The sequence below is a fragment of the Oceanicola sp. 502str15 genome, from assembly GCF_024105635.1.
Taxonomy (GTDB): Bacteria; Pseudomonadota; Alphaproteobacteria; order Rhodobacterales; family Rhodobacteraceae; genus Vannielia.
Genome location: NZ_WYDQ01000001.1, coordinates 1690684 through 1716501 on the forward strand (window position 1 = coordinate 1690684; position 25818 = coordinate 1716501).

The following is a 25818-nucleotide window of genomic DNA, read 5'->3' on the forward strand; positions in this document are numbered from 1 at the left end:
CGCTCCTCCTTCTGTATCTCCGGCGCACTCACGCAGCGACCTCGGCGGACAGTTCCGCGGCCGCCGCCTTCAGAACCCCTTTCGCGCGCTCGACAAAACCCGCCTCGAACCGGCTCAGCGTGCCGAAGGCCGAGAGGGTGAGCACGGTGCGCTCCCCTGCCCTGATCGGCACCGAGACGGCGGCAATGTCCGGCTCGTTGTCGCCCCGGTTCACCGCGCAGCCCTCGGCCCGCAAACGCTCCAGCTCCGGCTCCAATTCCTTCATGGCCGCGGCAGCCTCCCCCTGCGCCAAGGCCCATTGCGCCCGGTCGCGCGGCGACAGCCCGGCCAGAAACAACCGCCCCTGCGCGGTGCGCGTCATCGGCAAGGTGGTCCCCGTCCTGATCTGAACCGAGATCGGACGCTGCGCGAGCGACACCGCCACGCAGAGCGGCCCACGCGGCGTGTAGCGGCACGCCATCACCGACTCCCCCAGCTCCTGCTGAAGCCGGTCGAGCACCGATTGCAGACCCGGCGGCAGGGGCGCGAGCTCCTCGGCCATCCGCCCCAACCGCGACAGTCGCGGCCCCGGCGCATAGACGCCCCGGCGCACCACGCTCAGCACGCCCGCGATTTCGAGCGTGGTCAGGAACCGGTGCGCCGTGGCGTTGGTCAGGCGCAACTCGCGCGCCACGAGGGCGACGGTCAGCTCCGGGCGCGTTTCGTCCAGCAGGTCCAGCGCATCAAAAGCCTTCAGAACTGAAAGGTTGAGCGAGGTGGCCATGGGCGAAGTCTCCGGCTGCGGGCTTGACCAAAACTGCCGCACGACCTCATTATATGCAATTAGAATCTCACTATCCGCACGACCTGCACGCTGGAGAAGGCCCCCCGAATGACGACTGACACCTCTATCACCGCCGGTGGCGCAATCTTCGGCAAGCTCAAGGCGCTCGGCGTCGATTACGTCTTCGCCAATTCCGGCACCGACTTCCCACCGATCATCGAAGGTCTGGTCGAGGCCCGGCGCGCCGGCATCGACCTCCCCACGCCCGTCACCGTGCCTCACGAGCACGCCGCCGTTTCCATGGCCCATGGCTATTGGCAGGTCACGGGCCGCCCGCAGGCGGTCTTGCTGCACACCAATGTCGGCCTGTCCAACGGTGCGACGGCGGCAATCAACGCATGGTGCGATCAGGTGCCGATGATCCTGATGTCGGGCCGCACGCCGGTGACCGAACACACGCGCTTCGGCGCGCGCACGGTGCCGATCGGCTGGGGGCAGGAGATGTTCGACCAAGAGTCTCTGATCCGGGAAACGACGAAGTGGCACTACGAGCTGCGCTTTGCCGATCAGATCTCCGAGCTGATGGACCGGGCCTGGGCCATCGCGACGTCGACGCCCCGGGGCCCGGTCTACCTCAGCCTGCCCCGCGAAGTGCTGTGCGAGCCCTGCCCGCGCCAGGGGCTCGATGCCCCCTCCCGCATGGCCCCGGTCATCGCCGCGCCCGACCCCGCCGCCCTCGCCCGCGCGGCCGAGGCTCTGGCGCGCGCAGAAAACCCGCTCATCATCGCGCAACGGGGCGCAGGCAGCGCCGCAGGCTTTACCGCCCTCCAGACCCTCTGCGAAACCTTCGCCCTGCCCCTCTCGCACTACTGGTCCAATCAACTGGCGCTGCCCCTGTCCCACCCCTGTCAGGTCGGTGCCGACCCCGGCCCATGGCTGGCCGAGGCGGATGTGGTGCTGGTGCTCGACGCGCTCGCACCCTGGTTTCCCGACAAGGTCTCCCTGCGCGACGACGTCACGGTGATCCACGCCGGACCCGACCCCCTCTTCACCCGCACGCCCGTGCGCAACTTCGCGGCAGACATCACCCTCGCCGGCCCGACCGACCGCGTCATCGACGCGCTCAACGCCGCCCTGACAAATCAACAGCCGGACCCCGACCGCATCGCCGCCCGCCGCGAGACCATCGCGCAGGCCGCCTGCTCCAGCCGCGACAGCACCGTCGCAGCAGCCGAAAAAGGCGACGGCGCGCCCATGACCAAAGAGTGGGTCAGCCTCTGCCTCGGCCGCGCGATCAAGGCGCAGGCCGAAACCCACGGCCGCCGCGCCACCGTCTTCCACGAACTCGGCTGCCCGCTCATGCCGCTCGATCTCGACCAGCCCGACAGCTACTTTCAGGAGCCCCATTCCGGCGGACTTGGCTGGGGCCTTCCCGCCGCCATCGGTGCCCAGATGGCCTGCCCCGACCGTCTGGTCTTCGCCACCATGGGCGACGGCAGCTACATGTTCGCCAACCCCACCGCCTGCCATCTCGTGGCCGAGGCCCAAGGCGTGCCGGTGATCGTGCTCGTCCTGAACAACGAGGAATGGGGCGCGGTGCGCCACTCGGTCGAAGGCCTCTACCCCGACGGCGCCGCGCGCGCCTCCAACGAGGTGCCCCTGACCTCGCTGCGCCCCAGCCCCGACTTCACCCGCACCGCCGAAGCCAGCCGCGCCTGGACCGAAACCGTCACCAACGGCCCCGACCTTCCCGCCGCGCTGGACCGCGCCATTGAGGTGGCCACCACCGAGCGCCGACAGGTCCTGCTCAACATCGCCATCGCAAGGGCTGCGCCCCACTGAGGCACCCGGCGGCACGGCCCATGCCGCCGAGCCACGCAACGCGTGCGCTCGCAGGCATCACGTCGACACACCGCCTTGACGGCAAGGCGCCGGATGACAAGCATGCTCGAATGCTTGCAGATGCCGCCACACTTCAGTCTGATCCCACGGAAAAGGCCCCGCCGGGCGGCTCCACGGCCGGCGGCACGCGCCCCGGCATCCTCGCGACATTCACCGGCATGGGGCGGTCAGATGGATGAGAACCTGATCAACGGGATCGACGTCCGCCTGCTGCGGACCACCCTTCTGCTCCTGCGCGAGCAGAACGTCTCCCGGGTCGCGATGATGCTCGGCCACACCCAGCCCGCCGTCAGCGCCAGTCTCAAGCGCGCAAGAACCATCTTCGACGATCCCCTGCTGGTGCGATCCGGGCAACGCCTCGTGCCGACCGTACGCGGCGAAGAGATCGCGGCCCTTCTCGGCGAAGCGATGGAGAAGATGGACAAGCTCATCGGCGCGCAGGAGCAGTTCGACCCGTTCCGCGCCGAGGGGCGGGTCCGCATCCTTGTGGTGAACTGCTTCGGCGGCTTCCTCGTGCCCGCAATCGGCGCCCGCATCCGGCGTGAGGCGCCCGACCTCGCGGTGGATTTCTCCTCCCCCCACGAGAATGCCGATCTGGCGAAGGAGCTGGAGCGCGGCGTCGACCTCCTCATCTCCAGCTGGCCCGCACCGCGCGGCAGCCTCCGCTCCTCGCCCCTGCTCCAATGCAGCATTTCCTGCCTGATGAACAAGGATCACCCCCTTGCCCGCCACAAGAGCCTCACAATGCGGGATTATCTCGAAAGCGACCACGTTTCGCCCACGCCGATCACCAATGCGCTCTACAGCCCGATCGACAGCAGGCTCACCCAGGTCGGGCTGCGTCGCCGGGTGATGATGTCGGTGCCCGAATACGCGCAGGTGCCCGAACTGCTTCAGGAAACCGACCTCGTCTTCACCACCGGCGCCCCCTACGCGCAATACGTGGCCGACACGCTCGGCGGCGGAAACCTCCATGTCTGCGCCGCACCCCCCGAGTTCGACGAGATGCACGTGCACATGCTCTGGCACGAGCGCATGCAGAACGGGCAGCAGCACCGGTGGCTGCGTGATCTGGTGCGCGGCGTGGCGCGGCGATTCGACAGCCACATGCAGACCACCGGAACCGAAATTCCGCCCGACTATCTCTCCCGCACCCTGCAGGTATAAGCCCCGGACCATACCCGACATAAGGCTGGCCTGCGTTGTTGGGCCAGATGACCGCGCGCATTCTTGCCCTACCGCTCCGACCCCTCCCCGGAGCACCTGATCGGTGAGAAAAGAATGTCGCGTCGCCCGTCCCTTCTGCAACAGCCCGCCCCGGTCCGCATGCCTTCTGGCCTTCGGCCAGCCGCGTTCGGCGCGGCGAAGGCACCCCCCTGCATCTCCGGCCGGGAACATGCCCGGATTCAAGGCATTGAGCGTCCCGCGACGGGCCTCAGCGAATCAAACCCGCTTGCACACAGCCGCCACAGCCGTTTTCTCGACGCCCATGAAATAGGCGACACTGGCGCATTCGCGGGCACCGCTGGAGAAACCCCGTTTCCGCGCCACCAGCCCAAGCGCCGTCACGTGGCCCGCACGCTCCGGCGGGCGCATGCCACCGCCGGGCGACACAGCCCGCGCCGCGCGACCGCCCTGCACAAGGCCCGCGCCGCCTGTCCGCCCCGCCGCACATCCCCCTGCCTCAGGAACACCACGTCCCATGCAAACTGAAAGCTACCTCTCCCTCACGGGCCTGACCGCAACCTACGGCCAAACCCGCGCCGTGGACCGGCTGACGCTGGAGATCCCCAAGGGCGAGCTGCTCTCGCTGCTCGGCCCCTCGGGCTGCGGCAAATCCACCACCCTGCGGATGATCGCGGGCTTCGTGCCCCCGTCCGAGGGCAGCGTGGTGGTCAACGGCAAGGACATCACCCGCCAGCCCCCGCACCGCCGCAACATCGGCGTGGTGTTCCAGTCCTACGCCCTGTTCCCGCACCTCACCGCGCTCGACAATGTGGGCTTCGGCCTGCGGATGCGCAACTTCCCGCGGGCAACATGCCGCGAAAAGGCGCAGGTGGCGCTGGCCACCGTCGGCCTCGAAGCCTTCGCCAATCGCTACCCCTCCGAGCTGTCGGGCGGGCAGCAGCAGCGCGTCGCTCTGGCGCGGGCGCTGGTGATCGAGCCCGACCTGCTCCTCCTCGACGAGCCGCTTTCCAACCTCGACGCCAACCTGCGCGGCGAGATGCGCGACGAGATCCGCTCGCTGCAACAGCGCCTCGGCATCACCACGATCTTCGTGACCCACGACCAGCAGGAAGCGCTGGCCATGTCCGACCGGGTCGCGGTGATGGAGGGCGGGCTGATCCGCGAGATCGGCACGCCGCGCCAGCTCTGCGACACGCCAGCCTCCGCCTTCACCGCCAGCTTTCTGGGCGCCCGCACCGTGGTGAACGGCGCGGCCACAGGCGGCGTCTTCACCGCGCCGGGGCTGACCTGCGAGGGCGCGCCCGAGGGGGCCTCCGCCCTCGTCTTGCGCGCCGCGCGCCTGCGCCTCGCTGAAACGCCCACCGGCCCGCTGTCGCTCGGCGGCGAGCTAAAATCGGTCGCCTACCTTGGCGAAACCTTCGAGACCGAGGTGATCACACCCGCCGGTCCGATCCGCGTCATTACCCCTTCCGACCTTCCCCCTCCCCCCGTGGGCGCAACGTGCAGCATCAATGCGCTGCCCGGCGCGACCACCTTCATCTGACAGGAGACTACCTCAATGGCACTATCCAGACGTACCTTCGGCAAGCTGGTCATCGGCGCAGGCCTCGCCGGGCCGTTCCACTTTGTCCGCAGCGCCAACGCGCAACCCAAACCCGGTGACGAGCTGGTCGTCGGCATCTGGGGCGGCACCCAGGAAGCCCTCGTCAAGGAATACTGCGAGAAGCCGCTGGTCGAGAAATACGGCTGCAAGGTCAGCTATGTGCTGGGCGGCACCGTCGACCGCCGCGCCCGCGCCTATGCCGAGCGTGGCCGCCCCAGCTTCGACATCCTCTACCTCAACATCTACGAGAGCCGGCAGGCGGTGAAGGACAAGGTCACGCAGGCCCCCACCGCCGCCGTGCCGCAGTTCGAGAACCTCTACGACGCGGCCAAGCTCGGCGGCTACGGCGTGGCCTTCAACCCCTGCACCATCGTCTATGACAAGACCAAGGCCAGCGCGCCGATCACCTCCTGGAAGGACATGTGGAACCCCGAGTGGAAAGGCCGCATCGCCTGGCCGCAGGGTCTGGGTGCCGAGGGCGTCTCGGCCCTGATGATGACGGCCAAGGCCTTCGGCTGGACCGAGAAGGACTTCGACAAGGTCATCGCCAAGGTGGCCGAGCTGAAGCCCTTCGCCGCCATCCAGTCGAGCCAGGCGCAGCTCTTCGAGATGTTCGATCAGGGCATCTGCGACCTGTCGGTGGAGTTCTCCAGCTTCACCCGCAAGTACCAGGAAAGCCGCAACCCCAACATCGAGATCGCCGCCCCCTCCGAGGGCACCGCGATGGCGATGAACGTGGCCTGCATCACCGAGGGCACCCAGAACCAGCAACTCGCCGAGGAGTGGATCAACCTGCACCTCTCCGAACCCTGCATGCTGGCCTACGCCCGCGAGACCTACTACTCGCCCACCGTCAGCAATGTGACCATTCCCGATGACCTGAAAGACAAGGTCATGGGCCCCGAGGAGGTCGCGCAGATGAACGACTTCGACTGGGATTACATAAACGCCAACCGGGCGGCCTGGCAGTCGCTGTTCGATCGGGAAATCGCAGGATGAACAAATGGCTGGGACCGGCGCTTGCAGCGCCGGTCACACTCTGGCTGCTGCTGGCCTTCGCGGCGCCGATGATCGTGGTGGTGCTGCTCTCGATGCACGCCGTCCCCGACCCTTTCGGCCCGCTGTTCCAGCCGCCTTCGCTCGCACAGTTCAAGCTCGTGCTCGGCGATACCTTCTACCTCGGGGTCATCCTCGAAACGGTGCTTCTTGGCGCCGCGGTCACGGTGATCTCTGCGCTGCTGGGCTATCCGCTGGCCTTCTGGCTCACGCGGATGCCGGGCAAGTGGCGCGCGCTCGCCTTCGGGGTGATCCTGATCCCGCTGCTGACCAACGTGGTCGTGCGCTCGCTGGGGATCATGCTGCTGCTCTCGCCCGACGGGCTGATCAACGTCGCGCTCGACTTCCTCGGCCTGCCCCAGGCGCGCACCATGCTCTTCACCCACGGCGCCGTCGCCGTCGGGCTGGCGCAGGTGTTCATGCCCTTCATGGTGCTGGCGCTCTACGACACCATGCAAAGCACCTCGCCGCGCGTCCACGAGGCCGCCCAGAGCCTCGGCGCCTCGCCCGTCACCCGCTTCCTCACCGTCGACCTGCCGCTCTCCCTGCCCGGACTGCGCGCCGGGATCATCATGGTCTTCCTGATGTCGACCACCGCCTACGTCTCGGCCACCCTGCTGGGCGGCAAGAAGGTCTGGACCATCGGCATGTTGGTGCTGCAGGAGGCGATCTCCAACCTCAACGCCCCCATGGCCTCGGCCCTTGCGCTGACCATGACCATCGTGGGCCTCGCCTTCGCCGCGCTCTGCACCCTGGCGATCAACCGGCTGATGCCCTGGAGCAACGGCGGCCGCAGCCGCCCCATCGCCCTGCCCCGCTGGTTCGTCCTGCTGGCCGAAATCACCGGGCCCGTGCTGTCGCGCCTGCTGCTCGCCGCCAGCCTTTCGCTCCTGCTGCTGCCGCTGGCGCTGGTCTGCATCCAGAGCTTCAACGACGTGCCGCTGGCCACCGCGGCGGGCTTTCGCGGCTTCACCCTCAAATGGTACGAGGCGGTTCTCTTCGGCGGCAACTACACGGCGGCCTTCATGGTCTCGGTCAAGCTCGCGGTCGTGGCCACGCTGGTCGCCATGGTCCTCGCCCTGCCCGCCGCCTTCGCGCTCGCACGTTACCCGTTCCGGGGCCGCACCGCGCTCATGGCCTTCTGGCTCCTGCCCCTCTCCCTGCCCCACATCGCGGTCGGCGTGGGGATGCTCAAGCTGCTTCAGGTCTACTACGTGATCCCGCCCTTCCTCGGGCTGGTGGCGATCCACGTCGTGGTCATGCTGCCCTTCGTCATCACCCTGCTGACGGCCTCGGTGCTGCAACTGGACCGGGCGCAGGAAGAGGCCGCAAGCAGCCTCGGCGCCGGTCCGGTCCGAAAGCTCCTGCTCATCATCCTGCCGGGGCTCGCGCCGGGCTTCTTCGCCGCCGGGATCGTCGGCTTCCTGATGAGCTTCGGGGAGGTGACCGTCACCAGCTTCCTCACCACCGCCCGGATGACGACCCTGCCAGTGCGGATCTACTCCGAGGCCACCTTCGCCCTCGAGCCCACCGCACATGCCATCTCGGCCATCCTGATCGTCGTCACGATCGCAACTCTCGCCATCGTCGGCCGCCTGGTGCGCCTCGACCGGCTCTACGCACGCTGAACATCACGGCGCACCCGGGGCCATGCCCCCTTGCGCCCCTCTCGGGAGACATATCTTGAAACACTACTGGTCGGACTACACGAGCGAGGCCTTCTCAAGGCTTGACCATGAAAACCTGATCGCGGTGCTGCCCGTGGGCGCCACCGAGCAGCACGGCCCGCACCTGCCCGTTTCGGTCGATACCACCATCGGCAAGGGCATCGTCGAACGTGTCGCGGCCCGGCTGCCCGAGGACAGCCCCGTGCTCTTCCTGCCGTTCCAGGCGGTCGGCAAGAGCAACGAGCACCTGCGCTATCCCGGCACCCTGACCCACACCGCCGAAACCCTCATCGCCATGTGGTTCGAGATCGGCCAGAGCGTGGCCCGCGCCGGGGTGCGCAAGATGGTGCTGCTCAACAGCCACGGCGGCAACATCAGCGTGATGGACATCGTCGCCCGCGAGCTGCGTGTGCGCTGCGACATGCTGGTCTACTGCATGAGCTGGTCCGGTTTCGGCATGCCCGACGGGCTCTACCCCGACGCCGAACGCCGCTACGGCATCCACGCCGGCGACGTGGAAACCTCCGTCATGCTGGCGCTCGACCCGGAGAACGTGGTCATGGACAAGGCCCGCGATTTCCGCTCCACCGCGCAGGACTGGGACGAAAACTACCGCAACATGGCGCTCCAGGGCGCGATCAAGCCGGCCTGGCAGGTGCAGGACATGAACCCCGCCGGCGCCTGCGGCAATGCCGCCGCCGCCACGGCGGAGAAGGGCGAGGCCACGCTGGATCACGCCGTCGCGCGCCTCCTCGAAGCCTTCGAAGACATCGCCCGCGTGCCGCTCTCCCAGGTCGCCAACCCGCCGGAATGGGGCTGACACCCGCACCCGCCCTGCCCCTCCCCCCACGCCGGTTCCGCCGCTCACGATTTCACCGCTTTCCAAAGGCCCCCGACAATGAAGCTCACGCTGACACCCAGCACCATCCACCCCCCGTTCGGCCGATACGCCCACGGCGTCAAAGCCACCGGCAGCGGCATCCTCGTGGCCTCCGGCCAGCTCGGCATCGGCCCCGACGGCACGGTGCCCGCCGACGCCGAAGCGCAGGCCCGGATCTGCATGGACAGCATCGTCGCGATCCTCCGCGAGGGCGGGCTCACCCTCAGCGACGTCGTGCGCCTCAACGCCTTCGTCACCCACCACGACTATTTTGCCCCCTACATGGCCGTGCGCGACGAGTATCTTGCCGACCTGCGCCAGAAACCCGCCTCGACCCTCGTGGTCGCGGCAGGGCTGAGCCGGCCGGAGTTTCTCGTGGAGATCGAGGCCACGGCGGTGTTCTGAGCCGGGCGCAGGCCCTAACGGCTTTGCGTCCCGGCAGGCCGGGCAACCGCAACCTCAACGCCTCGCCACGCGCCCCCTTCCAGCACCGCCGCCGCCCCTTTCCACACCGGCAATCCCATCGCGTCGTAGCGCTCGCCCCTGCGGGTATGAAAGACGAGATTGCCGAGAGAGGGGGCAATCAGCCCCTCCGGCCTGCCGTCCACCCCGAAGGCCCAGGGCGGCCCGGTCCCGGCCACCCCATCGGCCCCAGCCTGCAGAAAGGCTTCGGCAACCGGCCCGAGCCAGTCCGGCGGTGAAAGCCAGTCAGGCGACCAGTGGTGGTAATGCAGCGCCACGATCACGCGCTCGGCCTGCGCACGTGCCGCCCGGATGGCGCGCAGGGCCATCTCAATGTCTTCGGGGTCCGGCTCGAAGGTTTCCAGCGGCTCCGGCGCCACCTCCAGATCAAGCCCGAAGGGCGGCAGGCGATCCGTCGCAGGATCAAACCCCACCTGCGCCCGCAATGCCCTGCGCCGCAAATCGCCCGTGGCCTCCGCGAGGGCGGTCAGCCGGTCGATGTCATCCTGAGGCAGCCCGATCCGCCGCCGCAGCCTGAGCGCAGCCACGCCGGGGGTCATGCCCGCAATCGCCCAATCCGGCGTCGGCCCGGCATCGACCGACACCAGCGCCACCCCCTGCGCGCGCCCGGCAGACCAGGCCTCCGCGCCATCCCGCCCGGTGCCCGCCACGGCAAAACCGGCAGCCCGCGCCTTGGCCCTTGTTGCGAGCAACCCGGCATGCCCGAAGTCCCAGGCATGGTTGTTGGCCAATGCGAGGTGCGTGACGCCAAGATCCCGCAGCATCCCCAAAGCACCCTCATGCATCGGGTGCACGGTCTTCAACTTCATCGGCCAGCAGCCCGCATCGGGCAGGCTTCCCTCGAAGTTGCACACCACCGCATCCGCTCCGGCCACCAGCCCCCGCAGCTCCTCCGACCATGCCACCGGCGCGTGGATGATCGCCTGCCCAAGAAGAACGATCCGCATCAGAGCCGGTGCATCTTCAGCCGCGCCGGGCGGTCTCCGCCGAAAAAGAGCGTCGAATGGGCGATACGGCTGCCCCGCGCCCGCCCCTCCGGCTCGCCGGTCTGCGGGTTCACATCGAACTTCGGAAAGTTGGAGCCCGAGATATCGAGCCGGATGCGGTGCCCCTTTGCAAAGAGCGCGGCCACCGGCAACAGCTCCACCCGCACATCATAGCGCCGCCCCGGGTCCAGCAGGCTCGGGTTTGCCCAGTCGTCACGGTAGCGCAGCCGCAAGATGCCGTCGGTGAGGTTCATGGCAAAGCCCTTGGGGTCGCTCTCGCTGGGGGGCGTCCAGTCGATCAGCTTCGCCGTGAGGTCCATGTCGGGCACGTCGGTCACGAGGTCGATCTCGAGCACCACCGGCCCGGCAATCTCCACCGGCTCCGCAAGGGGCGGTGTGGCGAAGACCAGCACATCGGGACGGGCGGCCAAGGGAAGATACGGCGCACGCGCGCCGAAGATCGCGGGCGAAGTCACCTGGTCGAAGGCCCCGCCCACCATCACCGGCTCCCCGGAGGTGACCGCGCCCCCGATGGAGGGCACCGGGTCCATCGGATCGGTGCGCAGCACCATCTCGCCTTCCGGGCAGGCAGACCCCATCGTCAGCCCGCCCTCCGCGGTGAGCAACAGCGCTATCTCCCGCGAGGCTTCGGGCGGCCAGGCGGCATCCTTGCGCCACGCCCCGCCGTGGCCCATCCGGCCCTCGGCATCCCGCTCCCCCGCCCCGCCCCCCATGGCAAACCAATGCGCCAGTGGCGGGCGGGCCCCGACCGGCGCGTCAAGCAGCCAGCGGCGAAACCAGTCCACCCGCAGCGCCTCGTAATCCTCCGCCAGCAGGCCGTCGATCACCGATCCGGGCCCGAAGTCCACATCGCCCCCGTGGGTGACGGAGCGGCGGCCGTGCAGCCACGGGCCGATCACCGCCTCGGCGTGCCCCCCGTGGGCGCGCCAGCCCCGGAAATGCTCGAGGATGGTTTCGGCGTAGGGGTCGAACCAGCCGCAGACCAGAAACACCGGCACCCGCGACAGCCGCGGGTAATGCGGCGCCGCATAGAGTTCGGGCAGCGCCCAGAACGCGTCGAAGGTGCCGTGCTCCCACTGCTCGAAAAGGTACTCCTCATATTCCGGCACATGGCGCACCGGAGAGACCCCGCGCCGCCACGGCATGGCCTTGAACCACTCGGTCACATCCTCGCCCTCAAGCGCCGCCTTCACCAGCGGATCGCTGGCGCGCGGGCTGAGGCGGGCATGCTTGAGTGCCCAGGTCGCCTGCTTCAGCTCAAACGCCCCGCCCCGGCGCACCCCGCCCTGATAGGCGTTCCAGAACCCGCCCGAGTCGATGAACATCGCCTCCAGCCCCTCGGGCTCCTGCAAGGCCAGCGCCGTCTGCACATGGGCCGAGTACGACAGGCCGAAGGTGCCAAACCGCCCGTTGCACCACCCCTGCCCCCTCGCCCACTCCAGCGAGTCCGCGCCGTCTTCGCCTTCCCCGATGTATTTCTTGAACACCCCCTCCGAGCCATAGCGCCCCCGGCAATCCTGGTTCATCACGGCAAACCCGGCCCGCGCCAGCACCTTGGCCACTTCGAGGTTGGATTTCGGCGTGGGCTCCGCCGCTGAAACCTCCGACAGCCGCGTGCCGTTCTTGTCATAGGGCGTGCGATGCAGCAGCGTCGGGAACGGCCCGGCAAGGGCGCGCCCCTCCCGGGCCGGCAGCACGATATCCGTCGCCAGGCGAACCCCGTCGCGCATGGGGACCATCACGTCCTTCAGAACAACGCAATCCTCGATGGTCCCCAGCATGGGTCTCGCCCTTCTCAGTTGGTGGCAGGACGCGCGCCCATGGCGAGCGTGCGTTCGTCGCGGCGCGGCGTGTAGTCGATCTTGGCGCTCGACGCCCAGCTCAGAGCCTGGAAGTAGAGCGGCACGATGGGCGTATCGTTGAACGCAAGCGCCATCGCATCGGCCAGCGCCGCCTCGCGCTCGGCCTCACCGAACACCTGCGCTGCCGCCACCACGGCCTCGTCGAAGGCGGGGTTGGAGTAGCGGAAGCGGTTCAGCGTGCCGAGATCCTGGTCGGGGCTGTAGCTGTGGATCGCCGAGAGCAGCCCGCGCGACGCCTCGCCGGTGGAGTTGCCGTAGGAGAAGACAAAGGCGCCATAGGCGTTGTTGCCTGCATCCTTGGAGAACACCGAATACGGCAGGGTCTCCACCGCGTTCACCGTCAACCCGCCGCGGGCAAGGAACTGGCCCAGCACCTGCGCCAACTCCGCGTCCTGGCTGAAGCGGTCGTTCGAGCCGTGGATGGTGATGCCGAAGCCCTCGGGATAGCCCGCCTCGGCCAGCAGCGCCTTGGCGCCTTCCGGGTCATAGGGGGTCACGCCAATCTGGTCGTTGAAGCCGAACACGCCCGTGGGCACGATCTGGCTGGCCGCTTCGCCCGCGCCGTAGAACAGCCGGTCGATGATGGCCTGACGGTCGATCATCATCGAGATCGCCATCCGCACCTTCGGGTCCTTCAGCGGGTTCTCCGCCAGCGCGTTGCCCGCCGTGTCGGTCAGCAGGGGCGCATCATCGGCCTGGTTCAGCGCAAGGTAGATCAGGCGCACGGTCGGGGTGTCGTAAACCGTGACATCCTCGTTGGCGCGCAGGTTGGGCAGGTCCGCCGGCGGCACCAGGTCGATCAGGTCGACCGCGCCCGAAAGCAGCGCCGCCACCCGGGCCGCGTCGTTGGAGATGAACCGCATGTTCACGCTCTCATAGGCCGGCGCCTCGCCCCAATAGGCATCGTTGCGCGCCAGCTCCAGGTTGTCGCCCGGCGACCAGGAGACGAACTTGTAGGGCCCTGTGCCGATGGCAGCCTTGCCCGAGTTGAAGTCTTCGTTGGCCATGCCCTCGCTCGCCGCCTTCGACAGGATGTAGACGGTGCCGATGTTCTCGATGAACAGCGGATCGGGGGTCTTCGTGGTGAACCGGATGGTCAGGTCGTCGACCACTTCCATCGCCTCGAGGTTCGAGACCGAGCCGGCAAAGGAGGCGGGCGAGTTCGGCACGTCGGGCGCGCGCTCGAGCGAGTAGACCACGTCGGCGGCGGTAAAGGGCGAGCCGTCGTGGAAGGTCACCCCCTCGCGCAGCTTCACCAGCCAATGCGTGTCATCCTCGTTCGTCCACGACACCGCGAGGCCCGGCATCGAGCGCACGTTCGCATCGGTCAGAACCAGCCGGTCGAAGATGTGCAGCGCCGTCATCTGGTTGTTGCCGGTGCGCGAGAACTGCGGGTCGATCGACTGCGGCTCGTTGGCCCGTCCGATCGTCAGCGTTTCGGCGGCGGCCGGAAGGGCCACAAGCCCCACGGCCGCGGCCAGGATCAGGGATTTCAGGTGTCTCATGCGTTTGCCTCCATGTCAGACGTGTTGAGATGGCAGGCCGCGATCCTGTTCGCGGCAACTGCCTTAAGTTCCGGGGCCACCTGCCGGCACAGGTCCGTGGCATGGGGGCAGCGGGTGTGAAAATGGCATCCCGAGGGCGGGTTGAGCGGCGACGGGATCTCGCCCTTCAGCGGCGTGTAGGCCCGCCGCCCCCGCCCGATCCGGGGCGCCTCCTCCAGCAGGGCGCTGGTGTAGGGATGCGCGGGCTGGCGGAAGATCTCGGCGGTCGGGCCAACCTCGACCAGCCGCCCGAGATACATGATCGCCACCCGGTCGGTCAGGTGTTCGATCACGCCGAGGTCATGGCTGATGAAGAGATAGGTAAGCCCGCGCGTCTCGCGCAGATCCATGAAGAGGTTCAGCACCTGCGCCTGGATCGACACGTCGAGCGCCGCCACGCTCTCGTCGCAGACCAGAAACTTCGGCTCGACCGCCAGCGCCCGGGCAATGCCGATCCTCTGGCGTTGCCCGCCCGAGAACTGGTGCGGAAAGCGGCGGGCATAGGCCGGGTCCAACCCGACCTCGCGCATCAGCCCCGCCACCTTCTCCTCCTGCTCGCGCCGCGAGATCAGCCCGTGCACCACCGGCGCCTCGCCAATGATGTCACCCACCCGCTTGCGCGGGTTCAGCGACGACATCGGGTCCTGAAAGATCATCTGGATGTCGAGCCTTGCCCGCTTGGCATCGGCCGCCGTCCACTCGGCCTGCTCCTTGCCGTCGAACGAAAACCGCCCGCCCGTCTTGTCGTGCACGCCCGCAACGATCCGCCCGAGGGTGGACTTGCCGCAGCCCGACTCTCCCACGAGGCCCACCGCCTCCCCATGGGCGATATCGAGGGTAAAGCCATCGACCGCCCGCACCTCGCGTGGGGTATGCAACCCCATCGAGATCGCCAGCCGCTCGGCAAAGTCGGGCTTGCGCCGAAAGACCTTCTCGACCTGTTCCAGCCGCACATGCGGCGCCGTTCGGGACATCGCGTTCATGTCGTCACCCCTTCTCGCAGCGGCAGGGCGCAACGCGCCCAGCGCTCGGGACCGGTCGCCGCGAGCGGCGGTGCCGCCCGGCAGATCTCGGCGGCATAACGGCAGCGCGGCGCGAAGGCGCAGCCCTCGGGCAGGCTCACCACCGAGGGCGCCATGCCGGGGATCTGGTTGAGCTTCCGGCCCGGCGTGGTGCGGCTCGGGATCGAGTTCAGCAGCCCCTCGGTATAGGGGTGCGACGGCGTGCCGATCACCGCGCCCGCCGGTCCGCTCTCCACGATCCGGCCCGCGTACATCACCGCCACCCTGTCGGCGATGGTCTCGACCACCGCAAGATCGTGGCTCACCCAGATCATCGCCGTACCGGTCTCGGCCACCAGCTTCTGCATCTCCGAGATGATCTGGCCCTGGATCGTCACGTCGAGTGCGGTGGTCGGCTCGTCGGCCAGGATCAGGGCGGGCTGGTGCAGCAGCGCGATGGCAATGGCCACCCGCTGCCGCATCCCGCCCGAAAACTGGTGCGGATAGGCCCCGATCCGGGTTTCCGGCGCCGAGATGCCCACGCGCCCCAGCACGTCGATCGCCCGCGCCCGCGCCGCCTTCTTGCTGACCTTCTCATGGGCGAGGATCGTCTCCACCATCTGGGTCTCGATCCGCAGCACCGGCGTGAGCGTCATCATCGGGTCCTGGAAGATCATCGCGATGTCCTTGCCCCGCAGCGCGCGCAGCCGCGCCTCCGAAGCGGTGCGCAGCTCCTCGCCCCGAAACAGGATCTCCCCCTCCACCACCCTGCCCGGCGGGTCGATCAGCCCGAGGATCGAAAAGCTGGTGACCGACTTGCCCGAGCCGCTCTCGCCCACCAGCCCCATCACCTCGCCCTCGTTCAGCGTGAAATCCACGCCATCCACCGCCTTCGCCACCCCGGCGCGGGTGAAAAAGTGGGTCTTCAGGCCCTTCACTTCGAGCAGCGCCGTCATCTTGCATTCCTCGGGTTCAGAACTTCGCGCAGCCGGTCGCCGACGATGTTGATCGCGAAGATCAGGGTCAGCAGCAGCAGGCCCGGAAAGACGCTGATCCAGTAGAGCCCGGCCAGCATCACGTTGAACCCGTTGGAGATGAGCAGGCCCAGCGAGGGCTCGGTGATCGGCAGACCGAGGCCGAGAAACGACAGCGTCGCCTCCGCCGAGATCGCGCTGGCCACCTGCATCGTGCCGATCACGATGACCGGGGGCATGCAGTTGGGCGCAAGATGGCCAAAGACGATCCTTGTGTGCCCCAGCCCCAGCGACCGTGCCGCCTCGATATACTCCTTGCTGCGCTCGGTGAGCGCCGTGGCCCTCACGGCGCGGGCGAAATAGGCCCATTGCACCAGCACCAGCGCAAGGATCACCTTCTCGATCCCCTGCCCGAGGATCGCCAGCATCATCAGCGCCACGAGGATCGTCGGGAAGCCGAGCATGAAGTCGACCACCCGCATGATCATCGCGTCCACCGCCCCACCCGCGTAGGCCGCAACCAGCCCCAGCGAGACCCCCACCGCAATGGCGAGAATGCCCGACGCCACGCCCACGAAGAGGCTGGTGCGCAGCCCGTAGAGCATGGCCGACAGCATGTCGCGGCCCTGGTTGTCGGTGCCCAGCAGGTAGAAAATGCCCTCCGGCGTGGTGCTGAGCGGCGGCAGGCGGGAGTCGAAGAAGCTGATCTCGGTCAGGTCATAGGGGTTCTGCGGTGCAATCCACTGACCGAACACCGCGAGCGCCAGCAGGATCATGCAGACCGCCAGCGCCACCACCGCACCGGGGCTTTCGCGGTACTCCTGCCAGACCGGGCGCCAGCGCGACGGCGGCTTGGCAGCGGCAACGGCGGCCACCTCTTCGCGGGCGGATGCAGGCTCCACAACGCTCATGTCCGCCCCCCCAGGCGCACGCGCGGGTCGAGCACCGTGTAGAGCACGTCCACCACGAAGTTGATCATGATGAAGAGGAAGGTGATCACCAGCAGGTAGGCGGCCACCACCGGGCGGTCGAGCTTGTTGATCGAGTCGATGATCAGCTTGCCCATGCCGGGCCAGGCAAAGATCGACTCGGTGATGACGGCAAAGGCGATGACCGAGCCCAGCTCCATGCCAATGACGGTGATGATCGGCGCGGCAATGGTCTTGCCCACGTGCAGCCCCACGATCCGCATGGGCGAAAGCCCCTTGGCACGGGCAAACTTCACGAAATCCAGGGGCATGGTCTCGCGCACCTGCGCCCGGGTCAGCCGGATCACCAGCGCCAGCTTGAACAGGGCAAGGTTCGTGGCCGGCAGGATCAGGTGGCTGATCCCGTCCCATGTGGCAAAGCTGGTCCGCACCCCGAAGATCGTGCCCAGTTCACCGCGCCCCGACGACGGCAGCCAGCCCAGCCCGATGGAGAACACGAGGATAAGCATCAGCCCCTGCCAGAAGTTCGGCAGCGAAAAGCCAAGGATCGAGCCGGTCACGATGGTCCGGTCGGCGCGGCTGCCCGGCTTCAGCCCGGCATAGAGCCCCAGCGGAATCCCGAGGACAATGGCGATGAGCAGCGCCGCGATGGCCAGCTCGAGGGTCGCCGGAAAGCGCTGGAGGATAAGCTCGATGGAGGGCGTGTTGTAAACGAAGGAGGTGCCGAGGTCGCCGGTCAGCGCGTTCTTCAGGAATACCCCGTATTGCACCCAGATCGGCCGATCGAGCCCCAGCGCCCTAATCGCCACCTCCCGCTCCGCAGCGGTCGCATCATCGGGCAGCAGGATCTCGGCCGGGTTGCCGATGGCATAGAGGCCGAGAAAGACGACCAGCGAAACGGCCAGCAGCACGCCGGCAGTCTGCATCAATCGTCGCAGCAGGAACACGACCATGAAAAGGCCCCTCTCGTCGTTTCGGGAATTGATCGCTTGCCGGAGCGGAAAGCCGCAATCTTATTGTTGTCACCATCGGGGCCATAAGCCAGACTTATGTCCATGAGCTCTGCCACCATCCGAGGCCTGGAAGTCTTCTGCACCGTCATCCAGGCCGGCGGGTTCACCGCGGCCGCGCGCCAGATCGGCCTGTCGCAACCGGCGGTCAGCCAGCAGATGGCCAAGCTGGAAGACTCCCTCGGCCTCACGCTCTTTGTCCGCGAACATGGCCGCACCCGCCCCACCGAGGCGGCGCTCACCCTCTACGAAGAGGCCACGATCGCCTTCGACGGGCTCGACAGGGTCACCGCGCTGGCCCGTGACATCCGCAGCCTCGACCGTGGCGTGATCCGGGTCGCCGCGCCGCATTCCCTCTCCGCCAGCTACCTGCCGCGCGCGCTGAAAACGCTGGTCGAGGGCCATCCAAACCTCCGCATCAGTGTGCTTCTTGGCACCTATGAGCGCATCATCGCGCTGGTCGCCGCCCGCGAGGTGGATATCGGCATCGCCAAGCTGCCGATCATGGCCGTGGGCGTCGAAACCATCCCCATCATGACCTCCCCCCTCGTCGGCGTGGTGGCCGAGACCCATCCGCTTGCAAAGAAGCCGGGCCTCAGCCTCAAGGAGGTGGCGCGCGAACCGCTCATCATGCTCGGGCGCGGCCGCCCCTGGAGAGACCAGATCGACGCCCGCTTCCGCGAAATGCGCCTCGCCGCCCTCGTCTCCGTCGAGACCCAATCGGTCGAATCCGCCTGCGGTTTCGCGGCCCAGGGCTTTGGCCTCGCCATCGTCCCCGAATGGCTTTTCACCGGCCTCAAGCTGCCCGGCCTCGTCGGCCTTCCGCTCGACATCGGAATCGAACACGAGTTCGCCGTGGCCTTCCCCAGCCGCACCCGCCGCAGCATGCTCGCCCACGACTTCGCGAAAGCCTGCATTTCAGCCGCGACAGCCCCGAGCGGCTGACCTCGCCTGCGCCCTGCCTCACCCGATGACATCTCTCGCAAATCTCGCACCCGTCCCAACGGGCCGAGAGCCACATCACAGGCAAAAGCGCGCAACACCGGATCACCGCCCCCCGCCCTTCCCCGCACCGGATAGGTCCACCAAAGCGCGGGAGGCCGAAGAGGAGCCATGTCCGCTCCCGGGCTCAATCGCCACGCAGACATCGCTCCAGATGTCGCCCAAACACCCCGCAAAGCTTTTCCTTGAGACGTGGACGCGATGAGTTAACATGACAAGCGCACACGCCGGATTGCTGCAACCATAAGGTCGCGCCTTCCGGGGGGTGTTCTCAGGGAGGAGACAACATGAAACCACAAAAGTATGACCGTCGTTCGTTTTTGAAGAAGAGCGCTCTGGCAGGTACCGCGGCAACAGGCGCGGTTCTGGCCGCCCCGGCCGTTCTTGCCCAGTCGCCCATCGTCGTGAAGATGCAGACGTCCTGGCCGGCGTCCGACATCTGGGACGAATTCGCCAAGGACTACGCCATGCGCGTCGACGAAATGTCGGGCGGACGGCTCAAGGTCGACGTGCTGCCTGCGGGCGCCGTCGTGGCCGCATTCCAGGTGCTCGACGCCGTCAATGACGGCCTGCTCGACGCCGCGCATTCGGTGCCGGTCTATTGGTACGGCAAGAACAAGGCCGCCTCGCTCTTCGGCACCGGCCCGGTCTTCGGCGGCTCGGCAACCACGATGCTGAGCTGGTTCTACGAGGGCGGCGGCGCCGAGCTCTACCGCGAGCTGACGCAGGATATCATGGGCCTCGATATCGTGGGCTACATGGGCTTCCCGATGTTCGCCCAGCCCTTCGGCTGGTTCAAGGGCGAGGTCAACACCGTGGCCGACCTCCAAGGCTTCAAGTATCGCACGGTGGGCCTTGCCGCGGACCTGATGCAGAAGCTCGGCATGTCGGTGGCACAGCTTCCCGGCGGCGAGATCGTTCCGGCGATGGAGCGCGGCGTGATCGACGCCTTCGAGTTCAACAACCCCACCTCCGACCGTCGCTTCGGCGCGCAGGACGTGGCGCAGAACTACTACCTGTCGTCCTATCACCAGGCCTCCGAGAGCTTCGAGTTCCTGTTCTCCAAGACCTTCCTCGAAGACCTCGACCCCGACCTTCAGGCGATCATGAAATACGCCGTCGAAGCGGCCTCCACGGCGAACACCGCCAAGGCCATGCGGCAGTATTCGACCGACCTCGCCGAGCTTCAGGAAGCCGGTGTGAACGTGCGCCGCACCTCCAAGGAGATCCTCGACGCCCAGCTTGCCGCCTGGGACGAGCTGATCCCCGAGCTGGAGCAGGACGAGTTCATGAAGCGCTGCCTCGACAGCCAGCGCGAGTGGGTCGAACGCGTTGCCTACTACGAGCTGATGAACGCGCCCGACTACGCCCTCGCGTTCGAGCACTACTTCCCGGGCAAGCTGGCGCTCTGAGGCGTCAGGTCTGAAAAGACTCCCCGGCGCGGCTCCGCGCCGGGGAAATCGACTGTGGGGAGGGGAAAACCTTGATCGGGTTCATTCGGTTTGCCGACAACCTGTCGGCATGGTTCGGCAAGGCCTTTGCCTGGCTCATTATCCTGATGGCCGTGGGCACGGGGTATGAAGTCTTCGTGCGCTACGTGCTGAACGCGCCCACCGCCTGGGCGCTGGACGTGTCGTTCATCATGTATGGCACCATGTTCATGATGGCGGGCGCCTACACGCTCTCGCGCGGCGGGCACGTGCGGGGTGATTTCCTCTACCGGCTCTGGCAGCCCAAGACCCAGGCCAAGCTCGACCTCGTGCTCTACTTCCTGTTCTTCTTTCCCGGCGTTCTGGCCCTGATCATCTCGGGCTGGAAATACGCCGCCCGCTCCTGGCAATACGGCGAGGTCTCCATCAACAGCCCCGCCGGCGTGCCGATCTACCAATTCAAGACCGTGATCGTCGTGGCCGGCATCCTGCTCTTCATCCAGGGCATCGCACAGGTCTGCCGCTGCCTGCTGGCAATCCGCACCAACGAATGGCTTCAGCCAGAGGAAGACGTCTTCGAAACCGAAGACCTCCTGATGAAAAAGGCCGCCGAGGCCGAGAAGGACGCACATCCATGACGGACCCGCAAATCGCCCTGCTGATGCTGGGGCTGTTCATCGTCTTCGTGTTCCTCGGCTTCCCCATCGCCTTCACCCTGATGGCCATGGGCATCGGCTTTGGCTACTACGCCTATTTCGACGCCCGCCGGCAGTGGCGCGGCTTCGACAGATTGGACGAGACCGCCTCGACCTGGGACTCCTGGTCGACCTGGTTCGAGGGGTTCATAAACAACCGAATATTCGACCTCTTCGTGAACCAGACCTACACCGTCATGTCGAACGAAGTGCTCACAGCCGTGCCGCTCTTCCTCTTCATGGGCTACATCGTCGAGCGCGCCAACATCGTCGACCGGCTGTTCTCCACGCTCAACATCGCCTCCAAGGATCTGCCCGGCTCCATGGGCGTGGCCGCGCTCATCACCTGCGCCCTCTTCGCCACCGCCACCGGCATCGTCGGCGCGGTGGTCACGCTGATGGGCTTGCTGGCGCTGCCGCAAATGCTGAAGGCCCGCTACAACCCCTCCTTCGCCTCGGGCATCATCTGCGCCGGCGGCACGCTCGGCATCCTGATCCCGCCCTCGATCATGCTGATCGTCTACGCGGCGGCCTCCGGCGTTTCCATCGTGCGGCTCTACGCGGCGGCGCTGCTGCCCGGCCTCGTTCTGGTGGGGCTCTACCTCACCTACGTCATCGGCCGCTCCATCCTGCAACCCTCGGTCGCCCCCCGCCCCTCCGACGACGAGGTGCCCGACATGCCGCTCGGCCAGCTTTCGATGATGATCCTCACATCGTTCCTGCCACTGGCCTTCCTGATCCTCGCCGTGCTCGGCTCGATCCTCTTCGGCCTCGCCACCCCCACCGAAGCCGCCTCCATCGGCGCGCTCGGCGGCATCTTCCTCGCCTTCATCTACCGCGCGATGACATGGCAACGCCTGCGCGAAAGCGTCTACCTGACGGTGCGCACCACAGCGATGGTCTGCTGGCTCTTCGTCGGCTCCTACGTCTTCTCGGCGGTGTTCTCCTACCTCGGCGGCGAGCAGGTCATCTCGGAGTTCGTCCAGTCGCTCAACCTCTCGCCGCTGATGTTCCTGATCCTCGCGCAGCTCATCATCTTCCTGCTGGGCTGGCCGCTGGAATGGTCGGAGATCATCATCATCTTCGTGCCGATCTTCCTGCCCCTGCTGGCGATCTTCGAGGTCGATCCGCTGTTCTTCGGCATCCTCGTGGCGCTCAACCTGCAAACCAGCTTCCTGACGCCGCCCATGGCGATGTCGGCCTACTACCTTAAGGGCATCGCCCCGCCGGAAGTGCGGCTGACGCAGATCTTCTCCGGCGTCATGCCCTTCCTGTTCTGCGTCTTCGTGGCGATGGTCATGATGTATGTCTTCCCGCAGGTCGTCTTCTACCTGCCGGAGCTGTTCTATGGCCGCTGACGGAGCAAACCCCACCAGCCTGATGGCCCTCGGCGCATTGGCGCTGAGGGACCGTCTGGCCACTGGCGCGCTGGACGCGATCACGCTGGTCGAGGCCTGCATCGCCCGGATCGAAGCGCGCGAACCCGAGGTCGGCGCATGGGCCTTCTTCGATCCCGGTTTCGCCCGGCATCAGGCCAAGGCAATGGACGCGCTGCGCCGCTCGGGCCGCCCCATAGGCCCGCTCCACGGGTTGCCGGTGGCCCTCAAGGACGTGATCGACACCGCCCGCATGCCCACAGAGAACGGCTGCGTGCTCGACGCGGGCCGGGTGCCGATGCAGGACGCCGCGATCGTCGAGAAGCTGAAGGCCGCGGGCGCGATCATCATGGGCAAGACGGTCTCGACCGAACTGGCCTTCATGCACCCCGGCCGCACCCGCAACCCGCACAACCTCGCCCATACGCCCGGCGGCTCCTCCTCGGGCTCGGCGGCGGCGGTGGCCGACGGGATGGTGCCGCTGGCAGTGGGCACCCAGACCGGCGGCTCCGTGATCCGGCCCGCCTCCTTCTGCGGGATCACCGGGTTCAAGCCGACGTTCGGCGCGATCCCGCGGCGCGGCGTGCTGATGCAGTCCCAAACGCTCGACACCCTCGGCGTCTTCGCCACCGACCCCACCGGCGCCGCGCTGCTGGCCGATGTGCTCTTCGGCCACGACCCGGCCGACAGCGCCACAAGCCCCGCGCCCCACCCGGCACTGGAGCGCACCGCCCTCTCTGCCCCGCCCCTGCCCCCGGTCTTCGCCGTGGTCCGCCCGCCCGGCTGGGAAGGCGCGCATGACGACCTCAAGGAGGCCTTTCTGGCCCTCGAGGAGGAGCTGGGCGAGCAGGCCTTCGCGGTGGAGCTGCCCTCGCTCTTCGACGAGGCCGCCGACCAGCGCGCGCGGATCAACTTTGCCGAGATGTCGCGCAACTACTATCGCTACGAGCGCGACGGCGCCGACCGGCTCGGCGCGCCGACGCTGGAGGCCATCCGCAAGGGCGCGGCCCTGCCCGCGCGCGACTACCTCGCCGCGCTCGACTGGCCCGGCATCCTGAACGCGGGCCTCGACGAGATCTTCTCGCGCTGCGACGCCATCCTCTGCCCCGCCGCTCCGGGCCCCGCCCCCGAGGGCCTCGCCTCGACCGGAGATGCCATCTTCAACGGCCTCTGGACCCTCTGCGGCACCCCCGCCGTCACCCTGCCCCTGCTGACCGCCTCCAACGGCCTGCCGATGGGCGTGCAACTGGTGACCCGGCGCGGAGAAGACGGACGCCTCCTGCGCTCGGCGCGCTGGCTCCATGAACGAATGAGTGCGTGAAAGGACGAACGGACATGAACGCAATTCTCGCCTTCCTCGCCTTCGCGGTTTTCGCCGCGTTCGCCGCGATCCTCGCCTTCGAAGTCCCCAGCCCGGACCTCGTCGTGGTCATCCTGCTGACACTGGCCCTCGTCGCCTACGACTTCATCACCACCATCTTCAACCGACGCGACTAGCCTCGCGGCTTGCCGCAAGGGTTTGGCGGTCGACCTAAGATGGCGCACCTCGGCTGTCTGCGTTTAAGCATGGCTCAGGTGTGGCCAAGAGGAAGCTTGGCCCACTCCCAGACCTGTTCCGCGCGCAGTCAGACGATCAATGCAATGCGGTCATGACAAGCGGGAGAGAGCGGTACGACAAGACCGGCAGATCGCAACGAACACCACACCGAAAAAGCCAACAACCTTCGGCTACCGGAACTCCGCCACCGGATACCCGTGCAGAAATCAGTAGCTTCACAATCTCCGCCCCGGAAGACACAGAGATCGAAGTCCTGCATTGGAAGGTTTGAATGGTGCCCCCACACGGACTCGAACCGCGGACCCACTGATTACAAACTCCTTCGCGGCACTTCACCGTGATTTACCAAACAGCCGCCAAACTGTTGACTTATTTACCGAATATTCCTTCAATTTACCGGAGAACACCATGGCAATTTACCGCCATTTACCGGCAGAGTGTGTCCTATACGTGTCCTAAACGGTGGAGGCGAGATGAGTGCGAAGCGGTTCGAACCGCCACACGGTGAGGTTCGCCTAAGCAAAAGATCGATTGAGGCCCTGCCAGTCGTCGGCAGGGAGTACTACATCCGCGACCTCGAAGTTCCCAAGCTGCACATTAAGGTGTCCGCGGCGGGTAAGAAGACCTTCGTGCTTCGCTACAACTCAACTTTCTCTCGTGGCCGAAAGTACAAGCTGGGCGACTTCCCTGACCTCAGTATCCAAGCAGCACGTCGGCTTGCCGCGCGCACGCTCCTAGAGGTTGCCAACGGTAACGACCCGTCGGAGGTGCGCCGTCGCAATCGCAGCAACATTACTCTTGGCGAAGTTGGCGAGCGTTTCATGGAAGAACATGCGCAACTTCACCTCCGCCCTTCGACTGTAGCCAGCTACTGGCAAATCTTACGCGCCAATGTCTTTCCCCGCTTCGGGAACCGCCCCCTGCTGTCGATTTCAAAGCAAGACATGCAAGCGCTTCAGCGCGACATGCAGGCAACAAGATATGCGGCCAACAGAACACTGGGGCTCGTTGGAAGATTGTACAATTGGGCGGCAGACAACGGCTTGCATCCTAAGGGCGACAACCCAACCAACGGCATCAAGCAGTACAAGGAAAAGCTGGTTGAGCGGCTCCTTTCAACGGAAGAGATGCGCCGGGTTGCGGAGGCGATCGATTGGGCAAGGGCGAACCATCCCGGTCGGGAAGCGGCGCTCAACGCAATTGTCTTCATGTTCTTCACTGCCTGTCGGCGTGGTGAAGCGTTCAATATCCAATGGGACCATGTGGATTTCGAACGTGGGTTAGTCCACTTCTACGGCGCGAAAACAGGCGACCGGGATCAACCTCTAACCGAAGATCTGCGCGACTGGCTGTTAGAGCTGAGAGAACGTGCTCAGACCCCTCACATTTTTCCCGGAAGAAGTATCGGCAAACCGCTGACTGACATTAAAAAGACGTGGGACCTCGTGCGCCAGCGAGCGGGCATACCCGAACTACGGTTGCACGACATCCGGCACAACGTTTTGTCAGACATCGCCAGCGAAACGGACGTGGCGACGGCTCAGGCCGTGGGCGGCCATGCCAACATGCGCTCTACCATGCGATACCTTCATGCCCGGAAATCAACGATGAACACGGCCCTCACCCAAGCCGGAAGGCGCGCGGCGAGCGTGTTCTTCGATACAGGAGACACATGATGACGCAAGATCAGCCACGACGTCGTCACCCCAAGACCGGAAGAGTCATCAGAAAAATACGCCTAGGTAAGCCGAAGAAGCCATTGCCCGAGAAAGGTCGGCGAGCGCCAAAAATCACTCACGACGGTCTCTATAACGAAGTTGCAGCAGCAGCCTACGTTGGCTTGAGCGTGAGCAGGCTACAGAACCGTAGGAGCGAACAGTTGCCGCCA

At 66.7% G+C, this 25818-nt stretch carries 22 protein-coding genes; 14 read left to right on the forward strand and 8 right to left on the reverse strand.

Annotation, left to right across the window (positions count from 1 at the left end):
* Positions 1 to 28 precede the first annotated feature (28 nt).
* On the reverse strand, positions 29 to 763 hold the full coding sequence (locus GTH22_RS08125) for an IclR family transcriptional regulator (RefSeq protein WP_252944611.1): 735 nt from the start codon (positions 761 to 763) through the stop codon (positions 29 to 31).
* Between the two features lie 108 nt (positions 764 to 871).
* Between GTH22_RS08125 and GTH22_RS08130 the strand changes: the two genes are divergently transcribed.
* The 7 genes from GTH22_RS08130 (at position 872) to GTH22_RS08160 (ending at position 9464) form a co-directional block, all read left to right on the forward strand.
* The gene (locus tag GTH22_RS08130) at positions 872 to 2605 is read left to right on the forward strand and encodes a thiamine pyrophosphate-requiring protein (protein ID WP_252944613.1); all 1734 of its coding nucleotides are present in this window, start codon (positions 872 to 874) and stop codon (positions 2603 to 2605) included.
* A gap of 231 nt (positions 2606 to 2836) precedes the next feature.
* The gene (locus GTH22_RS08135; protein WP_252944615.1) at positions 2837 to 3832 is read left to right on the forward strand and encodes a LysR family transcriptional regulator; all 996 of its coding nucleotides are present in this window, start codon (positions 2837 to 2839) and stop codon (positions 3830 to 3832) included.
* Between the two features lie 535 nt (positions 3833 to 4367).
* On the forward strand, positions 4368 to 5396 hold the full coding sequence (locus GTH22_RS08140) for an ABC transporter ATP-binding protein (protein WP_252944617.1): 1029 nt from the start codon (positions 4368 to 4370) through the stop codon (positions 5394 to 5396).
* Between the two features lie 15 nt (positions 5397 to 5411).
* Positions 5412 to 6455 carry a PotD/PotF family extracellular solute-binding protein gene (locus tag GTH22_RS08145; RefSeq protein WP_252944619.1) on the forward strand — a complete coding sequence of 348 codons (1044 nt, stop codon included), beginning with the start codon at positions 5412 to 5414 and terminating at the stop codon, positions 6453 to 6455.
* Complete coding sequence (locus GTH22_RS08150) at positions 6452 to 8140, forward strand: ABC transporter permease subunit (RefSeq protein ID WP_252944621.1); 1689 nt, start codon at positions 6452 to 6454, stop codon at positions 8138 to 8140. The genes GTH22_RS08145 and GTH22_RS08150 overlap by 4 nt, the downstream gene beginning before the upstream one ends.
* 55 nt (positions 8141 to 8195) lie before the next feature.
* The gene (locus GTH22_RS08155; RefSeq protein WP_252944623.1) at positions 8196 to 8999 is read left to right on the forward strand and encodes a creatininase family protein; all 804 of its coding nucleotides are present in this window, start codon (positions 8196 to 8198) and stop codon (positions 8997 to 8999) included.
* Between the two features lie 78 nt (positions 9000 to 9077).
* On the forward strand, positions 9078 to 9464 hold the full coding sequence (locus GTH22_RS08160) for a RidA family protein (protein ID WP_252944625.1): 387 nt from the start codon (positions 9078 to 9080) through the stop codon (positions 9462 to 9464).
* A 14-nt stretch (positions 9465 to 9478) separates the two neighbouring features.
* On the opposite strand, the gene GTH22_RS08165 is transcribed toward GTH22_RS08160, so the two are convergent.
* From GTH22_RS08165 to GTH22_RS08195, 7 genes are read right to left on the reverse strand one after another with little or no spacing between them, the layout of a single operon-like run.
* Positions 9479 to 10489: a CapA family protein gene (locus GTH22_RS08165; RefSeq protein ID WP_252944626.1), complete on the reverse strand. Its 1011-nt coding sequence runs from the start codon at positions 10487 to 10489 to the stop codon at positions 9479 to 9481.
* Positions 10489 to 12330 (reverse strand): CocE/NonD family hydrolase, encoded by a 1842-nt coding sequence (locus tag GTH22_RS08170; protein ID WP_252944628.1) that lies wholly within the window; start codon positions 12328 to 12330, stop codon positions 10489 to 10491. Before GTH22_RS08170 ends, GTH22_RS08165 begins: the two co-directional genes overlap by 1 nt.
* Positions 12331 to 12344: 14 nt before the next feature.
* A complete protein-coding gene (locus GTH22_RS08175; RefSeq protein WP_252944630.1) occupies positions 12345 to 13916 on the reverse strand; it encodes an ABC transporter substrate-binding protein in 1572 nt (523 codons plus the stop codon).
* On the reverse strand, positions 13913 to 14938 hold the full coding sequence (locus GTH22_RS08180; RefSeq protein ID WP_252944632.1) for an ABC transporter ATP-binding protein: 1026 nt from the start codon (positions 14936 to 14938) through the stop codon (positions 13913 to 13915). The genes GTH22_RS08175 and GTH22_RS08180 overlap by 4 nt, the downstream gene beginning before the upstream one ends.
* The gene (locus GTH22_RS08185; RefSeq protein WP_252944634.1) at positions 14935 to 15912 is read right to left on the reverse strand and encodes an ABC transporter ATP-binding protein; all 978 of its coding nucleotides are present in this window, start codon (positions 15910 to 15912) and stop codon (positions 14935 to 14937) included. Before GTH22_RS08185 ends, GTH22_RS08180 begins: the two co-directional genes overlap by 4 nt.
* Positions 15909 to 16841, reverse strand: coding sequence for an ABC transporter permease (locus tag GTH22_RS08190; protein ID WP_252944635.1), 933 nt, complete (start codon positions 16839 to 16841; stop codon positions 15909 to 15911). Before GTH22_RS08190 ends, GTH22_RS08185 begins: the two co-directional genes overlap by 4 nt.
* Positions 16838 to 17812, reverse strand: a complete 975-nt coding sequence (locus GTH22_RS08195; protein ID WP_252944637.1) for an ABC transporter permease — start codon at positions 17810 to 17812, stop codon at positions 16838 to 16840. The genes GTH22_RS08190 and GTH22_RS08195 overlap by 4 nt, the downstream gene beginning before the upstream one ends.
* 102 nt (positions 17813 to 17914) lie before the next feature.
* On the opposite strand from GTH22_RS08195, the gene GTH22_RS08200 reads away from it, so the two are divergent.
* The 7 genes from GTH22_RS08200 to GTH22_RS08230 all read left to right on the forward strand — a co-directional run bounded on the left by GTH22_RS08200 (position 17915) and on the right by GTH22_RS08230 (position 25606).
* Positions 17915 to 18814 (forward strand): LysR family transcriptional regulator, encoded by a 900-nt coding sequence (locus GTH22_RS08200; protein ID WP_252944639.1) that lies wholly within the window; start codon positions 17915 to 17917, stop codon positions 18812 to 18814.
* A gap of 344 nt (positions 18815 to 19158) precedes the next feature.
* Positions 19159 to 20283, forward strand: coding sequence for a TRAP transporter substrate-binding protein (locus GTH22_RS08205; RefSeq protein WP_252944641.1), 1125 nt, complete (start codon positions 19159 to 19161; stop codon positions 20281 to 20283).
* 71 nt (positions 20284 to 20354) lie between these two features.
* On the forward strand, positions 20355 to 20939 hold the full coding sequence (locus GTH22_RS08210; RefSeq protein ID WP_252944642.1) for a TRAP transporter small permease subunit: 585 nt from the start codon (positions 20355 to 20357) through the stop codon (positions 20937 to 20939).
* Entirely contained in the window at positions 20936 to 22354 is a 1419-nt protein-coding gene (locus tag GTH22_RS08215; RefSeq protein WP_252944644.1) for a TRAP transporter large permease subunit, read from the forward strand. The genes GTH22_RS08210 and GTH22_RS08215 overlap by 4 nt, the downstream gene beginning before the upstream one ends.
* Complete coding sequence (locus GTH22_RS08220) at positions 22344 to 23693, forward strand: amidase (RefSeq protein WP_252944646.1); 1350 nt, start codon at positions 22344 to 22346, stop codon at positions 23691 to 23693. The genes GTH22_RS08215 and GTH22_RS08220 overlap by 11 nt, the downstream gene beginning before the upstream one ends.
* 14 nt (positions 23694 to 23707) lie before the next feature.
* Entirely contained in the window at positions 23708 to 23869 is a 162-nt protein-coding gene (locus tag GTH22_RS08225) for a hypothetical protein (RefSeq protein WP_252944648.1), read from the forward strand.
* 534 nt (positions 23870 to 24403) lie between these two features.
* Positions 24404 to 25606, forward strand: a complete 1203-nt coding sequence (locus tag GTH22_RS08230) for a site-specific integrase (protein ID WP_252944650.1) — start codon at positions 24404 to 24406, stop codon at positions 25604 to 25606.
* Positions 25607 to 25818: the final 212 nt, after the last annotated feature.